The sequence below is a fragment of the Mucilaginibacter litoreus genome (genome assembly GCF_042676805.1).
Taxonomy (GTDB): domain Bacteria; phylum Bacteroidota; class Bacteroidia; order Sphingobacteriales; family Sphingobacteriaceae; genus Mucilaginibacter; species Mucilaginibacter litoreus.
Genome location: NZ_JBHTHZ010000014.1, coordinates 256490 through 275973, shown reverse-complemented (window position 1 = coordinate 275973; position 19484 = coordinate 256490). Strand labels below are relative to the sequence as shown.

The following is a 19484-nucleotide window of genomic DNA, read 5'->3' as shown; positions in this document are numbered from 1 at the left end:
TTAAGAGATTAAACTTTGATACAGATGTATATATTCGTCTGCAGAACGTTCCCATGAAAAATCAAGGCCCATCATGCGTTTACGTAGAAGCTGCATATTTTTGCTATCCTGATACAGCAAGACAGCACGTGTAACAGATACGCAAATATCATCTACACTAACTTGTTCAAAGCGTATGCCATAGCCGTTTTCTTCGCCAAAATCAATAACTGTATCGCGCAGGCCGCCTGTACTCCGTACAATAGGTACTGTTCCGTAGCGCATCGCATACATCTGGTTTAACCCACATGGTTCTACACGAGAGGGCATTAAAAGGAAGTCGGCACCGGCATAAATCAGATGTGCCAACGCTTCATCATAGCCAAGAAAAACATTACAGTTATACGGGTATAGCTGTTTAAGCAAGTTAAGTGACATTTCTGTTGGGCTGTCTCCAGCGCCAAGAATTAAAAAGTTTACTTTATCGCCATGCTCTTTTATGGAGCGCTCAACAGCTGCAGGTAAAAGATCTGCGCCTTTTTCGGTTACAAGGCGCCCTATAAAGGCAATAAGCGGCCGGGTTGTTGAAAGGCCAAACCGCTCACATAATAACTGTTTGTTTTGCTGCTTACCTTTACCTGCTGTTGCCGATTTAAAATGAACAGGGAGCATCGGGTCGGTTGACGGATCCCATACATCTGTATCAATGCCATTTAGTATACCACCGCCTTTTTGCCTTTCAATGTAAAACAAGTATTCCAATCCGTTTGAGCTTATGGATAACTCATGCAGATAACTTGGCGAAACGGTTGTGTAACGCCAGCAGCATTTAACTGCCGAAGCAAGTGGGTTGATGCCGCCGTTCCAATCCAGCAGGCCTGTTTTGTAAAAATCAATTTCGGGCAATAGCCCCAGGCGGTCCCATCCGAAAGCACCGTGATACTGTCCGTTATGTATTGTGAATATGGTAGGGATATGGGCCAGTCTTTTATATAAGTTTGAATGATACATCAGGAAGGGCACTAAGCCGGTATGATGATCATGGCAATGTACAATGTCGGGGGTTTGGCCGCTCCAGTTTATCCAATCTAAAAAGCAAAGCTGAAAGGCCATAAACTGGTCCAGCTCATCCGGATAGCTGTAGATGTTTTCACGGTCAAGCAATCCCGGAATTTTTATGAGGTAAAGTTCAAAGCCAAGCTTGTTGGTTTGTTCTTTTAAAATTTCAAAGTATATCCGGCGCGTACCCAATAAAGTTGTTCCCTGAAAAACCATCTCAAACAGGTTTTCATGTACAAACCTGCGATTATAGAATGGCATTATTACGGCCGCCTGCAAACCTGCCTGGTTCTGATATTTAGGCAGTGCGCCTACAACATCTGCAAGCCCCCCTACTTTTGCAACGGGATAGCATTCGGCACTCAGGTGATATACTTTCATTTGATTGATATATGGGTTAAAGTACTAAACATTTACCCAAATGAACAAACACATAATTTTAAAAATGTGTTTGTAGCGCTGATATTATTTAATTAAAAGCAGATATAAATTATCAATCCGTTATAATTGATAATTTTATGGAATAGATTATTATGAATATGGCAACGGGATTATAAAAATATATTAACGTTTAAAAAGGAACGATGATCTTGAAACTGATGTTTCTACCCATATTATATATCCCCTTACGCCCGTTGGGTGATGTGCTGTAATATTCAAAATATTTTAAGCGGCTTAGGTTTGACTGGTAAGCAACATCAAACAAGTTATCTGCCTGTACTGATAAATCAAATAGTGGCTTGCCAGCCCTGGTTTTAATTGTAGAACTTAAACCAGCATTAACGAGCGTATAACCGGGCGTTGCTGTTTCTGTATCATTCAGGCCATAATATCTGTTTTGCGCGGCATACATATCGATACCGGCTATCACACATATTTTAGAAAACATGCCATAGCTTTTATTTAAACCGGCCTTTGCCTGCGAACGTAAGTGTAATGGTGGTATGAAGGGCAGGTACTTTGCAGCGTCGTTGCTCTGGGCTCTCAATGCCTCGTTTTTGTTGATCCCTGTGACATAAGCTAAACTGTTATTTATTGTAAGCCATTTCATACTTCGGGGGTGAAGGTTTACAGTAAGCTCCCCGCCGTAAAGTTGTGCCGCAGATTGTTGATATTGGTAGGTTACGTTGCCGGGCACAATAATTACCGGGTTACCCTGCTCATCATCAAGCCTCGACTGATAAATGTAGTTTTGAATGTTGTTATTAAATAGCTCAACTTGAACATCGGCATCATTTAAATAGGCTATCAACCCAATATCTTCCTGTAAGCTAAACTCCGGGTCAAAGCTCCGGTTACCCAGGTAAACAATGTGTGCACCCGGGTCAAGTCCGTTCGAACCTATTTCTGTGATGTTTGGGGCACGGTAGCCACGGGCTACATTAGCTTTTAGCAATAACCGCTCGCTAACATTATAAGTAAGCCCGAGGCTGCCCGATACACCGTTATAGATGTGTTTAAATTCCGGGAACTGTAAGCGGGAGCCGGTTGAGTTATTGGGATCAGCTTTTTGCTCGAATCTGTTAGAAGCATTTGTCCCTACAAAGAAGTCGGGCCAGTCAATATGCCGGGTATCATACCGTAAACCTCCGGAAACATCGATCTTCCCAAAACTTTTTTTCAGGAACAGAAAAGCCCCGATATCAAATAGGTTGTAATCAGGTATTGGGAAATCTGTTGCGTCGCGGCTTGTGTTGGTTTGATAAATGCCATTCAATCCAATAGCTGTTTCCCAGCCTTTTAAAGAGGGGAGATTGTATCTGAAATCGTAATTTAAAGTGTTTAATACCACATATAAGCCTGCTTGCTGCGGCAAAGTTGGGTGGTTATATTCCCGCCGTACACTTTGCTGCCAGCCCAGCATGCTGTTAAATAATCCGTTGCCAAGCTTCACTTCTGTTTTGTTATAAAGGCGATAATGTTGTATGTGCTGATGTATTGGGGTAACGCCATAGGATGACAGCCAATCCTGGGGTGCTAAGGGTCGATCTTTAATATCATCACTGGCCCCTTCGGCAACCTGCATAGTAAACCGGCGGGTAATCGAGTCGCGGCTGCCATCTGGTATTTCCTGCTTATTATCATAAACAGTTGCACTGAATTGCGAATAACCCCACTTCTTATCAACCCTGGCCATTCCTGACAGGATGTATTCCTGGTAAGCGGTATTGTATACATATCCGTCTATGGCATTACGGTAATTGTGGGCAGATTTTGCCGTAGCTCTTAAAGCATATTTCCAGGCGGAGGGTTTATAGGCAAGCCCGATTGATGCCGCAATAAGGCCATTATTAGTATGGTAATCTGTAGTAAGATCTCCTGTAACAACGCGGCTGTTATTAACCGGTACATAAGGTATCAGGTTAACTACGCCGGCTAAAGCGTCAGAACCATAAGTCAGGCTGGCTGGCCCCTTAACTACTTCAGCGCGACTAATGCCGTATTGATCAACCTCGATGCCATGTTCATCTCCCCATTGTTGCCCTTCTTGCCTGATGCCGTCATACAGTGTAAGTACCCTGTTGTATCCAAGCCCCCTGATGAATGGTTTAGATACATTCGGGCCCGTGGTAACAGCTGTAACTCCGGGCACTCCTTTGGTTATGGCGTCTATAATGTTATTGTTAACAGTGCGCTCCATTTGCTGTTTAGTAATTACAGCTACCGGCACAGGGTTGCTGCGTAATTCCGTAGCCCGCGATACGCCTGTTACTACAACTTCTTTTAATTGCGAACTGCTTTCACTCAGCTCGATGTTCTTTAAAACTGTATCGGTTGTAAAATTTATGCGCACATTATGTGTGTAATAACCAACGCCCGAGTATTTAATATGATGGCTGCCTTTCGGGATGTTAGTGATTAGGTAATATCCGTTTGTATCGCTTTTTGTGCCCCGCCCGGTATTGCCAACAATTATAGTAATATCAGTTAAAGGCTTTCCGCCGGAAGCAATAGTGCCGTGAAAAAAAGTTTGTGCATTGATAACCCCTGATGACCAAAGAAGCATAAAAAAGGAAAAGCATTTAAGCATGGCTTGTGCAATTATTATTGTTTTGCATATTTAACAAATAAAATTAGTCTTGACTAATTTTATTTGTTAAATTAACTTGTTACTTTTAATTATGTTTGCATAAAAGCAAGAATCAATGCACACTCTTTCTGAAGAAAACTATTTAAAGTGTATTTACAGACTGGCACAGGACAAGGGCCAAAAAATTACGCCGACCGCTATTGCTGAGGCGCTTGGAAACAACCCGGCCTCTGTTGTGGATATGATACGCAAGCTGACGGACAAGCACGTGATCACTTACGACAAAAAGAAAGGTGTAGAACTAACTACACAGGGGCAGAATGATGCTGCCATGATTGTACGCAGGCACCGCTTATGGGAGGTGTTTTTACTGGAGAAGCTGGGTTACCGTTGGGATGAAATTCATGATATAGCCGAGGACCTGGAACATATTAAAGATGCTTCGCTGGCCGACAGGCTGGATAAATTTCTGGGCTTTCCGGAGTATGACCCACATGGCGACCCTATACCAAAAGCAAATGGCAAAATGGCAAAACGGTTTTCTACTACACTTGCAGATATTAAACCTGGAGCACATTGCAGTGTGGTAGCAGTAAAAGATACCAGCAGCCAGTTTTTACAATACCTGCAAAAGTTGGATATTAACATAGGCACCAAAATCCATTTGATAGAAAAGATACAGTTTGATAGTTCATTAGTGATCAGCATAGCGGGGGGTGACCATAAAACGGTATCCCAAAAGTTTGGTGAGAGCTTGCTGATAGATATTTGAAGCAACTATTCTCCCAGCAAGGCTTTCAAGCTTTCGAGGGTGTCTGCTTCTTCCATTGGCTTATCGTGCCTCCAACGCAGTATGCGTGGAAACCGTAATGCGATGCCTGATTTGTGCCGGGTTGATTTGTTAATACCTTCAAAACCAATTTCGAAAACCAGTTCGGGCTTAACCGTACGTACCGGCCCAAATTTTTCCAGCGTATTGCGCTTGATGAAATAATCGACCTTGTTTATTTCCTGGTCGGTAAGGCCTGAGTAAGCTTTGGCGAATGGCACCAGTTTGTCGCCATCCCAAACGGCAAACGTATAATCGGTATACAGATCTGCACGGCGGCCGTGGCCCTTTTGTGCATATATCATAACGGCATCAACAGACAAAGGATCAATCTTCCACTTCCACCAGTCGCCACGCCTGCGGCCAACCTGGTAAGTGGCGCTCTTACGCTTAAGCATGATGCCTTCAGCAATCATCGCGCGCGACTGCTCGCGGGTTTGAGCCAATTCGTCCCAGGTTTTAAAGTCAATCAAAGATGATATCCGGAAAATATTCGGAAAGGAAGTGTTGCTTTGCAATTGTTCCAAAACCGCCCGCCTTTCAGATTGACTTTTGTAACGGATATCTTCCCCTTTAAATTCCAGGCAATCGTAAACGATAGTAGCAACCGGGCTTTCTGCCAATATTTTTTTACTTAAATTTTTACGGCCTATACGGGTTTGCAGTACGTTAAAAGGCATTGGTTTGCCGTTGCTGAAGCTAAGTATTTCACCATCCAGCACCGTTCCATCGGGCAACTCATTTAAAAAGGGATGAAGCTCCGGGAATTTTTCTGTAGCTAAGTCTTCTCCGCGGCTCCATATAAAGATCTGGCCGTCCCGTTTTATCATTTGCGCGCGGATGCCATCCCACTTCCATTCAGCCTGCCATTCACTGGCAGCGCCAAGGGCTTGCTGTACTTCCTCTGCAGACTTTTGCTTTTCAGATGTCTCCTGTATCGGGTAAGCTAAAAAGAAAGGATAAGGGCGGGATATATCGTCATTAGCTGTTTGTTCCTGTATCAGTTGCTCGTAAGTATAATCCTCGGGCATCCACTTGCCCATAATCCTATGAGTAAGAACAGGAGGCTCGATACCGGTAACATCTGCCAGGGCTTTTATAACCAGGTTTTGAGATACCCCGATGCGGAAACTGCCGGTGAGTATCTTGTTAAACACAAAGCGTTCCTGGCTGTCCAGCATAGCCCATGATTCCATCAGCCAGTGTTTTTTTTGTTCCTCGTTTTTATCTGCAAGATTGTTTATTTCTGCAATCCACTCGGTTAAAGTTTTACTGCTGCTTTTTTCATTTGCCGGCATCAGCAGCGACATGGTTTCGGCCAGATCACCAACCACATGGTAGCTTTCCTCGAAAAGCCAGGCCGGTATGTTGGATGCCTCGATGGCCCAGGTACGTATAAGCGTTGAATTGATCTGCCGCTTTGGCCGCCTGCCGGTAAACAAGGCAAGCATGTGCATCTTATCTGTATCTGGTACGGTTTCAAAGTAGTTTTTTAAAACCTTTACCTTCTCGTTAGTCTTATTGGTTTCGTCTAAAGAGAGGAATAGTTGTGCAAAGGCCTTCATTTAGCTGCCTCCTGTCCGTCATTAACAGCCGGTGACCTTTCGGTATCCGGCAGTTCCGCTGTTTCCTCTTTTTCTTCCTTCTCGGTAATCCCGGCGTCTTCTTCCTCGCCGCCGTATAAGGTGTGCACTTCTTTAGCATTAAACCCAATCTCATTTAAATACCTCGTGAATGATGCTGTGTAACCATGCGTAAGATAAACGCACTCGCATCCGGTAGCGTCAATTGCACTTACCAGGCCATTCCAATCGGCGTGGTCAGACATAATAAACCCCCGGTCGGCAGCACGCCTGCGTTTTGCTCCTCGCAAAGCCATCCAACCACTGCAATAACCAAAGCTGTAGGGCTGAAACTTGCGCATCCAGGGTGTACCAACAGCCGAAGGCGGCGCCAAAATAATGCCCTTGCGTACCTCTGTTTTCACAGATTCAGCCGTTATGCGCTCGGTAGGGTTGAGTGTTACGCCATTGCGCCTTAATGCTTCATTAGTGTTTTCTATTACGCCATGGGTATAAACCTTACCTAAATCCATGTTAAGGTTTTGTAATATGCGTTGGGCTTTACCTAAAGAGTATCCCACAATTACGGTAGCCAGATCATGCTGCAGGTTGTTTTGCCACCAGTTGTTAACATCTGTAAATATCTCGGCTTGTGGCTTCCATGAATACACTGGCATGCCAAACGTACATTCAGAAATAAAGTGGTGGCATTTAACCGGCTCAAATGGGTCGGAAACCCCGTCATCATCCGTTTTGTAATCGCCGGATACTACCCAAACCGTATCTTTATACTCAACCCTAATTTGTGCAGACCCTATAACGTGGCCGGCCGGATGCAAAGTTATTTTTACACCGTTTTTATACACCGGCTCATTATAAGCAACAGTTTGAAGGTTGATCTCACCTAAGCGGTAATACAAAACTTCGCGGGAGAGATGGTGCGCCAGATAGTTTTTATGGCCCCAATAAGCGTGGTCGGCATGGGCGTGTGTTATCACTGCATCGTCTACTGGTTTCCATGGGTCGATGTAAAATCTACCCTGATCGCAGTAAATGCCTCTGTCAGTAAACTCAAGCAGCGGTTTAGCCATAGTTTACAAATAACCCGAATAAGCAAAATAAGTTTTTCGGGCATTAATAGGAGCCTTAATTATAGCTGTTTGTTTACTGCGGCAGTTTTGTTGCCAAGTGTAATATAATCTGTAAGTATCTGTCCCGCTTCTTTTTGCAAAAAGTCAAGATCTTCGTTTTTCGGTTTGGTTTCACCTTTTTTCAACGGTTTTAAACCTAAAGCCACACGGCGCATGTTATTACGTTCAAATGCTTTCTTCTCATCCTCGTCACGTTCCTGCTTTAGCTTTTGTTCGTTAAGTGTAACACTTTTTTCTTCATCCTGCTTCTTGGATTCTTCAATATCTTCAAGCAGATATTTATAGCTTGCGCTGGTGTTCATCCGGTCATCATGCATCTTTTTTAACTGTGGTAAAACGGTAGTATAGTTACCCACATTAGTGTAATCCGTTTTAGGTATCATGTCAAAAGGCATTGCAGAAGGCTCTGTATCCTCGCCATATTTATCCATTGGAATAACCGATGGGAATTGTATATCGGGCATTACACCTTTATGCTGTGTTGAGCTTCCGTTTATACGGTAAAATTTGGCTACTGTTAAATTCAACTGACCAAACTTATTTTGGCTGCCTGTACCAACCGATTTGGTTTTACCTGCCAATGCCATCAATTTATCTTTTAAGGTAGGGGTAATTATCTTATCAAGGTCTATAGCGTTCTGCACAGAACCTTTACCATAAGTTTGGGTACCTAAAATAATACCGCGGCCATAATCCTGTATAGCTGCTGAAAAGATTTCCGAGGCAGAAGCACTGAACCTGTCTACAAGAACGGCTAACGGGCCAGAGTAAGTAATATCCGGATCTTCATCTTTATCCACTTCTATACTATTTCTCGAATCCCTTACCTGTACAACCGGGCCTTCCTTAATAAACAGCCCGGTAAGTTCAATAGCTTCCATAAGCGAACCACCACCGTTTTGGCGCAAATCCATTACAACTCCATCTACATTTTCGCGTTTCAGGCTATCCAGTATCAGCTTAACATCCCGGGTAGTACTTTTATAATTAGGGTTCCCGGCTTTATAATCGGCAAAGTCAAGGTAAAATGCAGGGACTGATATAACCCCTATCCTTACTGTTTTACCATTACTGTTGTAAGTACGGATTTCTTTTTTTGCCGAAATATCTTTTAAGATGATCTTTTCGCGTACAAGGGTCACTATTTTTGGTTTAGCGGTTGCCGGGCTGCCTTTTGGTAATAACTGCAAACGAACAACGGTGCCTTTTTTTCCACGGATAATTGCTATGGCGTTATCAATCCGCCAGCCTACTACATCCTGAAACTCGCCATTTGTGCCTTGTGCAACCGCAATAATGCGGTCATCTATATTTACCTGTTTGCTTTTATCGGCCGGCCCGCCTGCTGTAACTCCTTTAATGGTTACATATTCATTATCTATCTGCAGGGATGCGCCTATACCCTCCAGCGAGCGCGACATATCTATATTGAAATTTGCGGCCAGTGCGGGGTTGAAGTAATTAGTATGCGGGTCGATAGCTTCGGTGAAGGCATCCATAAACGCCTGGAACACGTCCTGGTTTGATAGCTTATTGGATTGAGACAGAATACTGGTATAACGTTTTTTTAATGTTTCTTTATTTGCCGCATCGGTTTTACCGGTTAGCTTAAGATTAAGCAGGTCATACTTTACGCGTTTTGACCAAAGGTCATGGATCTCTGATACTGATGCAGGCCATGGTTGTTTTTCCCGGTCATAAGTAAACGTTTCGTTTTTGGTAAAATCGAAGTTTTTGTTCAGCTCTGCAACAGAGTAATTTACATATTCGGTATAACGTTTTTGAAAAACATTGAACATGTAAAACACATTAGCAAGGTTTCCGGCCTTAATATCATCGTCTAAAGTAGTCTGAAACTGTTCAAAATCCTTTACATCTGATGCCAGAAGATAATTGTGGTTTTCATCCAGCTTTTTAAGATAGCTATCGAAAATAATTTTCGAGATGGAATCGTTCAGCGGAACTTTTTTATAGTTGTAATCGGTTATAAGTTTAGTAACATAACTTAAAACAACACTTTGCTGAGGATCGGGCTGCAGGTCATTAGGGCCGGCGTTTTTATATACCGGTTTAGACGGAGACGCATTGCAGGCAAGCGCAGCCGCTAAAACCAGCATTAAATATAATTTCTTAAACATATTTTTTACACTATTTAAATCGGGGCCTGTGTTAAACATCAATACTTGTGCCTGTTTTCTAAAATCTGTCTTATAAAAAAAGAGACAGCTAAACAGCCGTCCCGAATATATTGAATAAACAATATTACAATAATGTTTGGTTTGTTTTATTATACGACTGGCATTTTACGCAAATGTTACAAAAACAGGGAGTTATTTTGATTTTGCGGTTATTTCTGCAGCGTCAGCATACCGGAGTTCTGATTTAGGTAGCCAGTCCTTGTTGCTTTGTATAAATTTTATTTTGGACTCTATCAGTTTAACATCCTGGGCACGGCCATTACTAAGTGCAAGTGTGCGCGCTTCTGCCAGGTCTTGTTGTGCCTGTTCCTGGTCGCCAAGCTCTGCTTTAATCAACGCAAGGCTTATAAGATTGCTAATTGTATGCTGATGATCATTTTGCTGCCTGGATATAAGGTTACTTTGCAGATAATACCATTTTGCCTCAGAAAGGCGATTCTCTTTTACATACAGCTGCGCCAGCTCGCTGAAGCGGTAGCTTGCCAGGTAGTATTGTCTGAAACGCATGTTATGCTGGGCGGCACGCATCACCACTCGCTCATTCAACTCAAGCTGGTATTGGCTTAAAATGGCCGGCGGAAAAGTAAGTTTCTGATTATGGAACGGCTCGCGCGCGGCAAGCAGCTTTTGTAACGATTTATCCTTTGGTAAAGCAATTTGTGGATACCTTACATGTTTTTTAAAATCGAGACGATACCATTGTGCTGATGCAGACAGGCTGAAGACGCAAAGGATGGTTAGTAAAAAATATCTCATTTAAATTATTAGAGGGAAAGTGGTTTAACTTTAATGCAAATGTAAATATACTTTTCTGATTTACAACAGCTTAAATTTCATGTTATTAGCCTTATACGGCCGAAGCATTAATTTGTTACGACTGAAAACGCATAGCTTTTAAATATATTATAAAGAAACTGCAAAGTTAGGCTTTTGCCTTCCTGTCGCTTAAATAAAAGTGCCAAAGCAACATGCTTGCAATAGTACGGTAAGGCTGCCATTGCTCAGCTATTGCTGATAACATATCTCGCGATGTTTTGTTAGAGAGTCCCTTGAGCCGTTTAATAGCGTTTACTATTGCAAGGTCGCCTAAAGGCAGTATGTCTGTATGGTGCAAAGCAAACATAAGGTAAACATCCACGGTCCAGTTACCTATTCCCTTTAATGCAGTAAGTTGTTGTCGGATAGCCGCGTCTTCCATTTGTTCAAATGCGGTTAAGCTAATTAAGCCGGCAATGATCGCTTCGGCAAGATAACGGATGTATGCGGTTTTTTGCCTGCTGCAATAACAAGCCCTCATCTCCTCGTCTGTTAGCAATAGGATCCTGGCTGGTGTAATTTCGCCAGTCCGTTCGCGCAGCTTATTAAGCGCCGATAAAGCCGACGCCAAAGACACCTGTTGCTCCAAAATAATATGTACCAGGCTTTCAAATGTGTTTGGCCTCGACCAAAAAGGCGGATACCCGTACTTTGTAATGATGTTTTTAAGATCAGGGTCGAGGCTGGCAACTTCATCGCAAAGCGAATGGTAAGTGTCAGACGTAAACTGTTGAGGCATATATTTGTTATAAAATTACTAATTTTTTTAGGATTTAGTAATTCAAATTCAGATTTTTACCATGATGAATAACCTGCCACCCTTAGCCGAACGCATGCGCCCCAAATCGCTTAATGATTATGTGGGCCAAAAACATCTTGTTGGCCCGGGAGCGGTTTTGCGTAAGGCAATAGAAAGCGGGTCGTTACCATCAATGATCTTTTGGGGGCCTCCGGGTGTAGGTAAAACCACGCTGGCTTATATTATTTCTCAAACTTTGTTTCGCCCCTTCTTTTCATTGAGCGCCATTAATTCGGGGGTTAAGGATGTAAGGGAAGTAATTGAAAAAGCATCATTGTTAAAAGAACAGGGAGAGGTGCTGCCCGTGCTATTTATTGATGAGATACACCGCTTTTCTAAATCTCAGCAAGATTCTTTATTGGGCGCGGTTGAAAGGGGCATTGTTACGCTTATTGGCGCTACAACAGAAAACCCTTCTTTCGAGGTGATTTCCGCGTTATTATCACGCTGCCAGGTATATGTATTGCAACCGCTTCAGGAGCAGGATCTGTTAGACCTGCTTGATAAAGCGATGAAGGAAGACGTGGTTCTGCAAAAGAAAAATATCCAGATCAAAGAACACGAAGCCCTGCTTAGGCTCAGCGGCGGCGACGCCCGCAAGCTGCTGAATATTTTTGAGCTTTTGGTAAATGCTTTTGATACCAAAAAGATAGTGTTAACAAACGATGTGGTGTTGGAGCATGTGCAGCAAAACATGGCTTTGTATGATAAGGCCGGCGAACAGCATTATGATATAATTTCGGCCTTTATCAAATCTATGCGTGGCAGCGATCCTAACGGCGCTGTTTACTGGCTGGCTCGTATGATCGCAGGCGGCGAAGACCCTTTATTTATCGCACGGCGGATGTTGATACTGGCATCAGAAGATATTGGCAATGCCAATCCTAATGCCTTACTGCTCGCTCAAAGCTGTTTTAATTCGGTGCAGGTTATCGGCATGCCCGAGTCGCAGTTGATTCTTTCCCAAACATGTATCTATCTGGCAACATCTGCAAAAAGTAACTCGGCTACTACAGCCATTGGTACAGCTATGGCCCTTGTGCGCGAAACCGGCGACTTGCCGGTGCCACTTCACTTGCGAAATGCGCCAACTAAACTCATGAAGAACATGGGCTATGGCAAAAACTATAAATATGCGCATAGCTTTGAAGGTAACTTTGCCGAACTCGACTTTTTACCGGAGCAACTTAAAGGGACAAAAATTTATGATCCGGGTAACAACGCCCGGGAGAACGAGTCAAAGGAGCGGCTTAAAAAGCTTTGGGGCGACAGGTATAAGTACTGATTAATTAATATTTCCTGCATCCGGCTTGCTTAAAAGGTTTAAAAAAGCTATTTTTCGGTTGGTGTTTTAATACTAATCACAACATACCACACACCTGATTATAACATGATCTCAACCTTTATTGATCACGAACTTAAAGCCTTCTGGCGCTCTAAAAACACAGGGAAAAGCATTGCGGTAAAAGTAGTTATGGGCATACTTATCCTCATGCTGTTTTTATACGTTTTGGCGCTGGGTGTTTTCCTAGATGCTATACTGAAACAGGTATTTCCTAAAGACGATCTAATTGTCTCGTTTTGCGGTATCATACTGGTTTATTTTTTGTTTGATATGTTAATGCGTTTGCAGTTGCAGGAGCTGCCTACACTTAAGGTTCAACCGTATTTACATTTGCCCGTTAAGCGTAATACCGTTGTAGGCTATCTGGCGCTTACTGCCATGATGTCTTTTTTTAACTTATGGCCAATAGTAATTTTTACTCCCTTTATTATAAAAGTTGTTATTCCGTCAACTGGGGCCATTGCTGGCTTGGCTTTTTTTATATCAATAATTGCTCTTTCCATATTAAATAATTACCTGGCACTTTATATTAAAAGAAAAGCTAATTTGAACGGGTGGATATTCCTTTTCGCTGGGGCTATTTTATCATTAATTGTTTGCGGCGATTATATATGGCATGTTTACTCTATTCAGAAAATATCCTATTTGTTTTTCGGCAATCTGTTGAGAGTGCCTTTTTGGACATTTCTTCCGGTTTTTTTGGCGATAGGGATGTATTATTTAAACTTCTATTATCTGAAAGACAATCTTTATCTGGAGGAGCTTAGCACAAAAAAGGCGGAAGCTGCAAAAAGCAGTACAGAAATACCGCTTCTTAGCCGTTTTGGTGAAGTGGGCGACCTGACAGCAAATGAGATAAAGCTGATATTGCGTAATAAGCGACCACGAAGCGCACTGATTATGGGCTTATTTTTCATGTTTTACGGCTTAATATTTTACACCCAGGCTATGTACGGTGAAACTATTAAAGTTTTTGTAGGCATGTTCATGACGGGGATATTCATTATTAACTATGGGCAATTTATGTTCAGCTGGCAAGCCTCGCATTTTGATGGTATATTGGTGAGTAAAATAAGCTTCCGTAATTTTTTGCGGGCTAAATATTTATTGTTCACGGTAGTTTCAACCGTGGCTTTTTTATTAACAACACCCTACGTTTATTTTGGCTGGAAAACCTTACTGATGCATTTTGTGATGTATTTATGGAATATTGGGGTTAACACAACAATGGTTCTGTGGTTTGCCAACTTTAACCAAAAACGCATTGATCTGAGCAAGGGCGCTTCATTTAACTGGGAAGGTGTGGGGGCAAGTCAGTTGCTGCTGTCGTTGCCTTTATTGATATGCCCCTACCTGATTTATTTACCTTTTAAATGGATAGGATATACAGATGCCGGTGTTGCCGCATTAGCCTTTATCGGGTTGGCATTTATATTAACACGTGAGTTTTGGATAACTCAGCTGGAAAAAGATTTTTTAAACAAACGATATAAAATAGCCGAAGGCTTCAGAAATAAATAACATGATAGAAGTAAAAAACCTTAAAAAAGTTTATAATGGGGTTACTGTTGTAAATGTACCAAGCCTGCATATCAGCAAAGGGGAAAGTATTGGTTTGGTGGGTAATAACGGTGCCGGTAAAACTACGTTATTCCGTATGATACTTGACCTGATAAGGGCAGATTCCGGTGAAGTACTTTCTAATGGGGTTCCGGTTGCAGGTGGCGAAGCCTGGAAAAATTATACCGCTTCATATCTGGATGAGGGTTTTTTAATAGACTATCTCACCCCCGAAGAATATCTTTATTTTATTGGTGGCCTGCACCAACAAAATAAAGCACAGGTTGATGAATATCTGACCGGGCTTACTGATTTTTTTAACGGAGAGATACTAAAAAAAGGGAAGTATATCCGCGATCTTTCTAAAGGGAATCAATGCAAAGTAGGGGTAGGGGCTTGCCTTTTACAAAAGCCAGAACTATTGATGCTGGATGAGCCTTTTGCCAATATCGACCCGAGTACTCAATTCCGGTTGAAAAATATACTAAAAGACCAGAACAAAAATCATGGCGTCACCACTATTGTATCAAGCCATGACCTTAACCATGTTACCGACGTTTGCGAGCGTATATTATTAATGGAAAAGGGAGTAATTATAAAGGATATTGCTACCAGTTCATCTACCCTGGCAGAGCTTGAAGAATATTTTGGGGTAGGCCAAACTGCTCAGATAACACAACCTGTGGATGTTGTAATTGATAAGGAAGAAAATCACTAAGATGTATTTGATCAGAAAAGCCACTGTTAAGGATGTTAAAGCAATCATCAGCATTGCCGAGCAAACCTGGTGGCCCACATATTCACCTATTTTATCTGAGGAACAGATTGCTTATATGTTGAAGGAACTGTATAGTGAGAATATGATATACAGGCAGATAGAAAATAACGAGCAGGAATTTTTACTATTAACAGAGGATAATATTCCTGTTGCTTTTGCGGCCTTTTCACCGCGCTCAGACTCACCGGATATTTACAAGTTGCATAAGCTATATTGCCTGCCGGTTACACAGGGTAAGGGCTATGGCAAAATCCTGATCAATACAGTTGCAGATAAAGTAAAAGAAGCCGGAAAACAAACATTGGACCTTAATGTGAACCGGTATAATAAAGCAAAAAGCTTTTATGAAAAGATGGGCTTTGCTGTAGCTTATGAAGAAGATATACCTATAGGCCCCTACTGGATGAATGATTATGTGATGCGAAAGAAAATATAATGTTTGTAAAAATAAAGAAGGTGCGGACTACCGCACCTTCTTTATTTTGGGGTTATCCTTATTGTTTTAGTACCTCACCGATAGCTGTACCAATATTGCCATTAGGCGCTTGTATGTGTAAAAGCTGGGCAACTGTAGGTGCTATGTCTGTCATATATGTTTCGCGGGCAATGCTGCCATGCTTAATGCCCCAACCCATAAATAACAATGGGATATGGGCATCATAAGGGTTCCAGGTGCCGTGAGTGGTGCCTGTTTGGCCATGGCCATCATACCAGCCCGGTTTAAGTACAATTTGTATAGTACCGCTGCGCTCAACGTTATAACCATTTTGTATACGTTGGCGAAGCTCCTCCGGAATCGTAGCTGTTTGGGCATGTTGCATATCAACCGCGTAAGCAATTTCCGGCTGCTTTTGCAAAAGGAGCATGCAATCGGCCTTTAATGCATCTTCATTAAGCTTTTCTGATGTAATTGCAGCATTATTAAAGTTAACCTGGTAATTGTTTAAGCTAAGCACCAGGTTTTTAACTTTATATTTATCCTCAAGCGTTTTGTTCAATAAAGTAGTTGCTGCAGAAGCGTTCCAAATGCCGGCAGGTATTTTATGATCGATAAGAAAGTTAGGATTGTGGGCGGCACCATGATCGGCTGTTAAAAATACGGTATAATTGCCTTTGCCTACCTTGCCGTCAAGATAAGTTAAGAAAGCGGCCAGGTCTTTGTCCAGGCGCAGGTAGGTGTCCTCTGCTTCAACCGAGTTTGGCCCAAACTGGTGGCCTACATAATCTGTTGAGGAAAGGCTAACGGCTAAAAAGTCGGTTACTACATTTTTGCCAAGGTTTTCGGCATCTACCGCTGCCTTTGCCAGGTCAAGCGTCATACTGTTGCCAAATGGTGTAGAGCGTACCATGCCTGCGTTGCCTTTATATAAAGCCGATGTTTTTATTGGGAAGGTTGGTGCATCGGTACCTCCAAATTTTCCTTCATAGCGCGGGCTGTTGTCTGGTGCGCTTTGTACATAAGTTTCAATTGGGTAAAGCGTATTCCAGTCTTTGTCTAAATATTTTTGGGCAGGTTTACCGGCGTTAAAGCTTTTTACCCATGCAGGCAGGTCCGTCATGTAGTAAGTGCTGCTTATCCAGCTGCCGTTTGCATCATCAAACCAGTAGGCTGCATTGGCTGCGTGCCCGGCAGGCAAAATACCGCCACGGTCTTTAAGTGCAATACCAATTACTTTTGAGCGGAAGTTGGTGGCCAGTTTAAGCTCATCGGTAACGGTGCTCGTCAAAAGGTTTCTTGGCGACATCTGGCCTGCTTTTGATGTGCTGCCTACCGCACTAACAGTGGTATCGCCGGCGCAATACATCATTTTACCTGTTCGCTGGTCAATAAAATCATTACCTGCAATGCCATGTATAGCGGGTACAGACCCAGTATAAACAGTAGAGTGGCCAACGGCAGTAAATGTTGGAATGTAAGGTATTTGAGTGTTCTCACAAGTAAAGCCCTCGTTAAGCATGCGCTTAAAACCGCCTGCAGAATAACGGTCATAAAACCGGTATAAATAATCCCATCGCATCTGGTCCACCATGATGCCTACAACCAGTTTTGGACGAGGTAAAACGGATACGGCATTAGTTGCCTTTGGTGTTTGGGCAACCGACGCTAATACAAATGTAGCTAAGCTTAAGGCAAGCAATAGTCTTTTATTCATAGTATGTAGTTTGAGTAAAAAGCAAATATCACATTTTCAATATATAAACAATGTGATATTTGTGTTATATAACACAATGACCAGGGATGTAAAAGAGGACTATTTAAGCAGGTGATAAACCGTAAATGCGGCTATATAAGCAAGGGTTGTCATGTAAACAAACTGTGCCGCAGGCCAGCGCCAGTCTTTTGTTTCACGATAAACAACGGCCACCGTACTTGCACATTGCATGGCAAAAGCGTAAAACATCATTAATGAAAAGGCCACTGCTAAAGTAAATACTGGTTGGCCGGTATCAGCGTTCCGGGCATTGCGCATCTTATCCTGCACAGAGTCGATACGATCAGCATCGCCTTCTACACTGTAAATAGTAGCCATGGTACCTACAAAGACTTCGCGGGCAGCAAATGAGGTTATAAGGGCGATGCCTATCTTCCAGTCGAAACCTAAAGGCTTGATAACGGGCTCAATAACGTGGCCCAGTACGCCGGCATATGAATTTTCCAGTTTCTCGGTAGCAATAACACGGTTAAGGCTGTCGGGTGTCATGGTTTTTGTAACCTGCGGCTGGCCATATTTTTGTTCTATTCTTTCAAAGCGATTTCCCGGCCCGTAGCTTGACAGCACCCACAGGATGATAGATACAGCTATGATTACCTTACCCGCCTGCAGCACAAATGTTTTAGAGCGCTCATACATGGAAAATATCACATTTCGCCAGCGCGGCATACGATAGACCGGCAATTCCATTATGAAATACCCACGTTCGCGCGCTTTCAAAATAAACTTCATTACAAAGGCAACGATGACAGCAGAGAAAAGGCTTAAAACATACATGCCGGTAAGCGCAAGGCCCTGCAGGTTAAATATCCACCATACGTTTTTATTGGGAACAACTAAAGCAATAAGTAAGGTATAAACCGGTAACCTTGCCGAGCATGCAACCAAAGGGGTGACCATGATGGTGATCATTCGATCTTTCCAGTTTTCGATGGTACGGGTACTCATGATAGAAGGAACAGCACAGGCAAAGCCACCAATAAGCGGCACTACCGATTTGCCGTTGAGCCCTACTTTTCGCATTATCTTGTCCATCATGAACGTAACACGCGACATATAGCCGGTATCCTCAAGTATTGATATAAAAGCAAATAAAATGGCAATCTGAGGGATAAAAACCAATACACCGCTAAGCCCGGCTACAACACCATCAATTAAAAGATCGGCCAGGGGGCCAGCAGGTAATATATCTTTAAGTATACCTTCGGCCCAAACAAAGCCATTTTCAATCAGCGACATCGGGTACTCGGACCACGCGAAGATTGATTGGAAGATAAAAAGCAGGATGGCCATGAAAATAATAAAGCCAAATACTTTGTGAGTAAGTATGTGGTCTATTTTATTACTCAGGCTTTCCTCATGCGCTGTTTCCGGCGTTTGTACAGTATCGTACAACACATCGTTAATGTAGTTATAACGTGCAACGGTTTCTGTCGCCTGGGCCTTTTGAGAATGAAATGAGTGCTTTTGCTCAAGCTGCTCAATACGGTCGCTTTGTGCGGGTGTTAAAAATTTGAGATGCTCATGCTGGTGTGCAAGCTGCAAAGCAAAGTAAGGGTTATCTGTATCAACTTCTTCGCTGATATCTGCTATTAAAGCAGGAGCAATTGCGCGTACGTCGATACTGTCTACTTGTAAAGGCACTGCATTGGTGTAGGCCATTACCTGCTTAAGGTCATCAATGCCTTCCTGTTTACGGGCAGCAATGGGTACAACCGGCACCCCCAGGCGTTGTGATAATAGGTTAATATCTATTTCGATCCCTGCCTTAGATGCCATGTCCATCATATTAAGGGCGATAACAACAGGTATCTTTAAGTCGGCAACCTGTGTATACAAAAGCAGGTTACGTTTAAGGTTGGTTGCATCCAGGATAACCACTATCAAATCCGGTGTAAGATCAGAGCCTTTTTCGGCAAGTACTGAGAAAACTATCGATTCATCTTTGCTTTTCGGGTAAAGGCTGTAGGTTCCCGGAAGGTCAATTATCTCGGCGCGGCGGCCATCTGAAAGAATAGAATAGCCCACTTTTTTATCAACAGTAACTCCCGGAAAATTTCCAATTTTTTGATTTAAGCCGGTTAATGCATTAAAAAGGGTGGATTTGCCAGTATTTGGGTTTCCTACAAGCGCTACTCTGATATCAGCTTTCAATGAATGAGAC

General features: G+C 42.7%; 14 protein-coding genes. 5 read left to right on the top strand and 9 right to left on the bottom strand.

Features of this window, described 5'->3' with window-relative positions; all coding sequences use genetic code 11:
* Together ACFQZX_RS16905 and ACFQZX_RS16900 are read right to left on the bottom strand one after the other, a co-directional pair.
* Positions 1-1419: a glycogen synthase gene (locus ACFQZX_RS16905; protein WP_377117582.1), complete on the bottom strand. Its 1419-nt coding sequence runs from the start codon at positions 1417-1419 to the stop codon at positions 1-3.
* 190 nt (positions 1420-1609) lie between these two features.
* Positions 1610-4045, bottom strand: a complete 2436-nt coding sequence (locus ACFQZX_RS16900; protein ID WP_377117580.1) for a TonB-dependent receptor — start codon at positions 4043-4045, stop codon at positions 1610-1612.
* Between the two features lie 139 nt (positions 4046-4184).
* Between ACFQZX_RS16900 and ACFQZX_RS16895 the strand changes: the two genes are divergently transcribed.
* Positions 4185-4841 carry a metal-dependent transcriptional regulator gene (locus ACFQZX_RS16895; RefSeq protein WP_377117578.1) on the top strand — a complete coding sequence of 219 codons (657 nt, stop codon included), beginning with the start codon at positions 4185-4187 and terminating at the stop codon, positions 4839-4841.
* A gap of 5 nt (positions 4842-4846) precedes the next feature.
* Here the strand turns inward: ACFQZX_RS16895 and ACFQZX_RS16890 are convergent, their stop codons facing one another.
* From ACFQZX_RS16890 to ACFQZX_RS16870, 5 genes are all read right to left on the bottom strand, one after another.
* Entirely contained in the window at positions 4847-6463 is a 1617-nt protein-coding gene (locus ACFQZX_RS16890; RefSeq protein ID WP_377117576.1) for an ATP-dependent DNA ligase, read from the bottom strand.
* Positions 6460-7551, bottom strand: coding sequence for a ligase-associated DNA damage response exonuclease (locus ACFQZX_RS16885; protein ID WP_377117574.1), 1092 nt, complete (start codon positions 7549-7551; stop codon positions 6460-6462). The genes ACFQZX_RS16890 and ACFQZX_RS16885 overlap by 4 nt, the downstream gene beginning before the upstream one ends.
* 59 nt (positions 7552-7610) lie before the next feature.
* On the bottom strand, positions 7611-9749 hold the full coding sequence (locus tag ACFQZX_RS16880) for a carboxy terminal-processing peptidase (protein ID WP_377117572.1): 2139 nt from the start codon (positions 9747-9749) through the stop codon (positions 7611-7613).
* A gap of 192 nt (positions 9750-9941) precedes the next feature.
* Positions 9942-10565, bottom strand: coding sequence for a hypothetical protein (locus ACFQZX_RS16875; protein ID WP_377117570.1), 624 nt, complete (start codon positions 10563-10565; stop codon positions 9942-9944).
* 166 nt (positions 10566-10731) lie between these two features.
* Positions 10732-11364 carry a DNA-3-methyladenine glycosylase family protein gene (locus tag ACFQZX_RS16870; protein WP_377117568.1) on the bottom strand — a complete coding sequence of 211 codons (633 nt, stop codon included), beginning with the start codon at positions 11362-11364 and terminating at the stop codon, positions 10732-10734.
* Positions 11365-11428: 64 nt separating this feature from the next.
* Here ACFQZX_RS16870 and ACFQZX_RS16865 point away from each other — a divergent pair, with 64 nt between their 5' ends.
* From ACFQZX_RS16865 to ACFQZX_RS16850, 4 genes are all read left to right on the top strand, one after another.
* The gene (locus ACFQZX_RS16865) at positions 11429-12709 is read left to right on the top strand and encodes a replication-associated recombination protein A (protein ID WP_377118611.1); all 1281 of its coding nucleotides are present in this window, start codon (positions 11429-11431) and stop codon (positions 12707-12709) included.
* A 105-nt stretch (positions 12710-12814) separates the two neighbouring features.
* Positions 12815-14290, top strand: a complete 1476-nt coding sequence (locus ACFQZX_RS16860) for a DUF5687 family protein (RefSeq protein ID WP_377117566.1) — start codon at positions 12815-12817, stop codon at positions 14288-14290.
* A gap of 1 nt (position 14291) precedes the next feature.
* Positions 14292-15047 carry an ABC transporter ATP-binding protein gene (locus ACFQZX_RS16855; RefSeq protein WP_377117564.1) on the top strand — a complete coding sequence of 252 codons (756 nt, stop codon included), beginning with the start codon at positions 14292-14294 and terminating at the stop codon, positions 15045-15047.
* 1 nt (position 15048) lies between these two features.
* A complete protein-coding gene (locus tag ACFQZX_RS16850; protein WP_377117562.1) occupies positions 15049-15543 on the top strand; it encodes a GNAT family N-acetyltransferase in 495 nt (164 codons plus the stop codon).
* Positions 15544-15601: 58 nt separating this feature from the next.
* Here ACFQZX_RS16850 and pafA read toward each other — a convergent pair whose 3' ends face one another.
* Positions 15602-17260, bottom strand: coding sequence for an alkaline phosphatase PafA (pafA, locus tag ACFQZX_RS16845; RefSeq protein WP_377117560.1), 1659 nt, complete (start codon positions 17258-17260; stop codon positions 15602-15604).
* 99 nt (positions 17261-17359) lie between these two features.
* Positions 17360-19474 carry a ferrous iron transport protein B gene (gene feoB / locus ACFQZX_RS16840; RefSeq protein ID WP_377117558.1) on the bottom strand — a complete coding sequence of 705 codons (2115 nt, stop codon included), beginning with the start codon at positions 19472-19474 and terminating at the stop codon, positions 17360-17362.
* Positions 19475-19484 lie beyond the last annotated feature (10 nt).

Coding starts and splice junctions, on each gene's coding strand:
- ACFQZX_RS16905 (WP_377117582.1), bottom strand. CDS start 1,419: ATGAAAGTATATCACCTGAGTGCCGAATGCTATCCCGTTGCAAAAGTA.
- ACFQZX_RS16900 (WP_377117580.1), bottom strand. CDS start 4,045: ATGCTTCTTTGGTCATCAGGGGTTATCAATGCACAAACTTTTTTTCAC.
- ACFQZX_RS16895 (WP_377117578.1), top strand. CDS start 4,185: ATGCACACTCTTTCTGAAGAAAACTATTTAAAGTGTATTTACAGACTG.
- ACFQZX_RS16890 (WP_377117576.1), bottom strand. CDS start 6,463: ATGAAGGCCTTTGCACAACTATTCCTCTCTTTAGACGAAACCAATAAG.
- ACFQZX_RS16885 (WP_377117574.1), bottom strand. CDS start 7,551: ATGGCTAAACCGCTGCTTGAGTTTACTGACAGAGGCATTTACTGCGAT.
- ACFQZX_RS16880 (WP_377117572.1), bottom strand. CDS start 9,749: ATGTTTAAGAAATTATATTTAATGCTGGTTTTAGCGGCTGCGCTTGCC.
- ACFQZX_RS16875 (WP_377117570.1), bottom strand. CDS start 10,565: ATGAGATATTTTTTACTAACCATCCTTTGCGTCTTCAGCCTGTCTGCA.
- ACFQZX_RS16870 (WP_377117568.1), bottom strand. CDS start 11,364: ATGCCTCAACAGTTTACGTCTGACACTTACCATTCGCTTTGCGATGAA.
- ACFQZX_RS16865 (WP_377118611.1), top strand. CDS start 11,429: ATGAATAACCTGCCACCCTTAGCCGAACGCATGCGCCCCAAATCGCTT.
- ACFQZX_RS16860 (WP_377117566.1), top strand. CDS start 12,815: ATGATCTCAACCTTTATTGATCACGAACTTAAAGCCTTCTGGCGCTCT.
- ACFQZX_RS16855 (WP_377117564.1), top strand. CDS start 14,292: ATGATAGAAGTAAAAAACCTTAAAAAAGTTTATAATGGGGTTACTGTT.
- ACFQZX_RS16850 (WP_377117562.1), top strand. CDS start 15,049: ATGTATTTGATCAGAAAAGCCACTGTTAAGGATGTTAAAGCAATCATC.
- pafA (WP_377117560.1), bottom strand. CDS start 17,260: ATGAATAAAAGACTATTGCTTGCCTTAAGCTTAGCTACATTTGTATTA.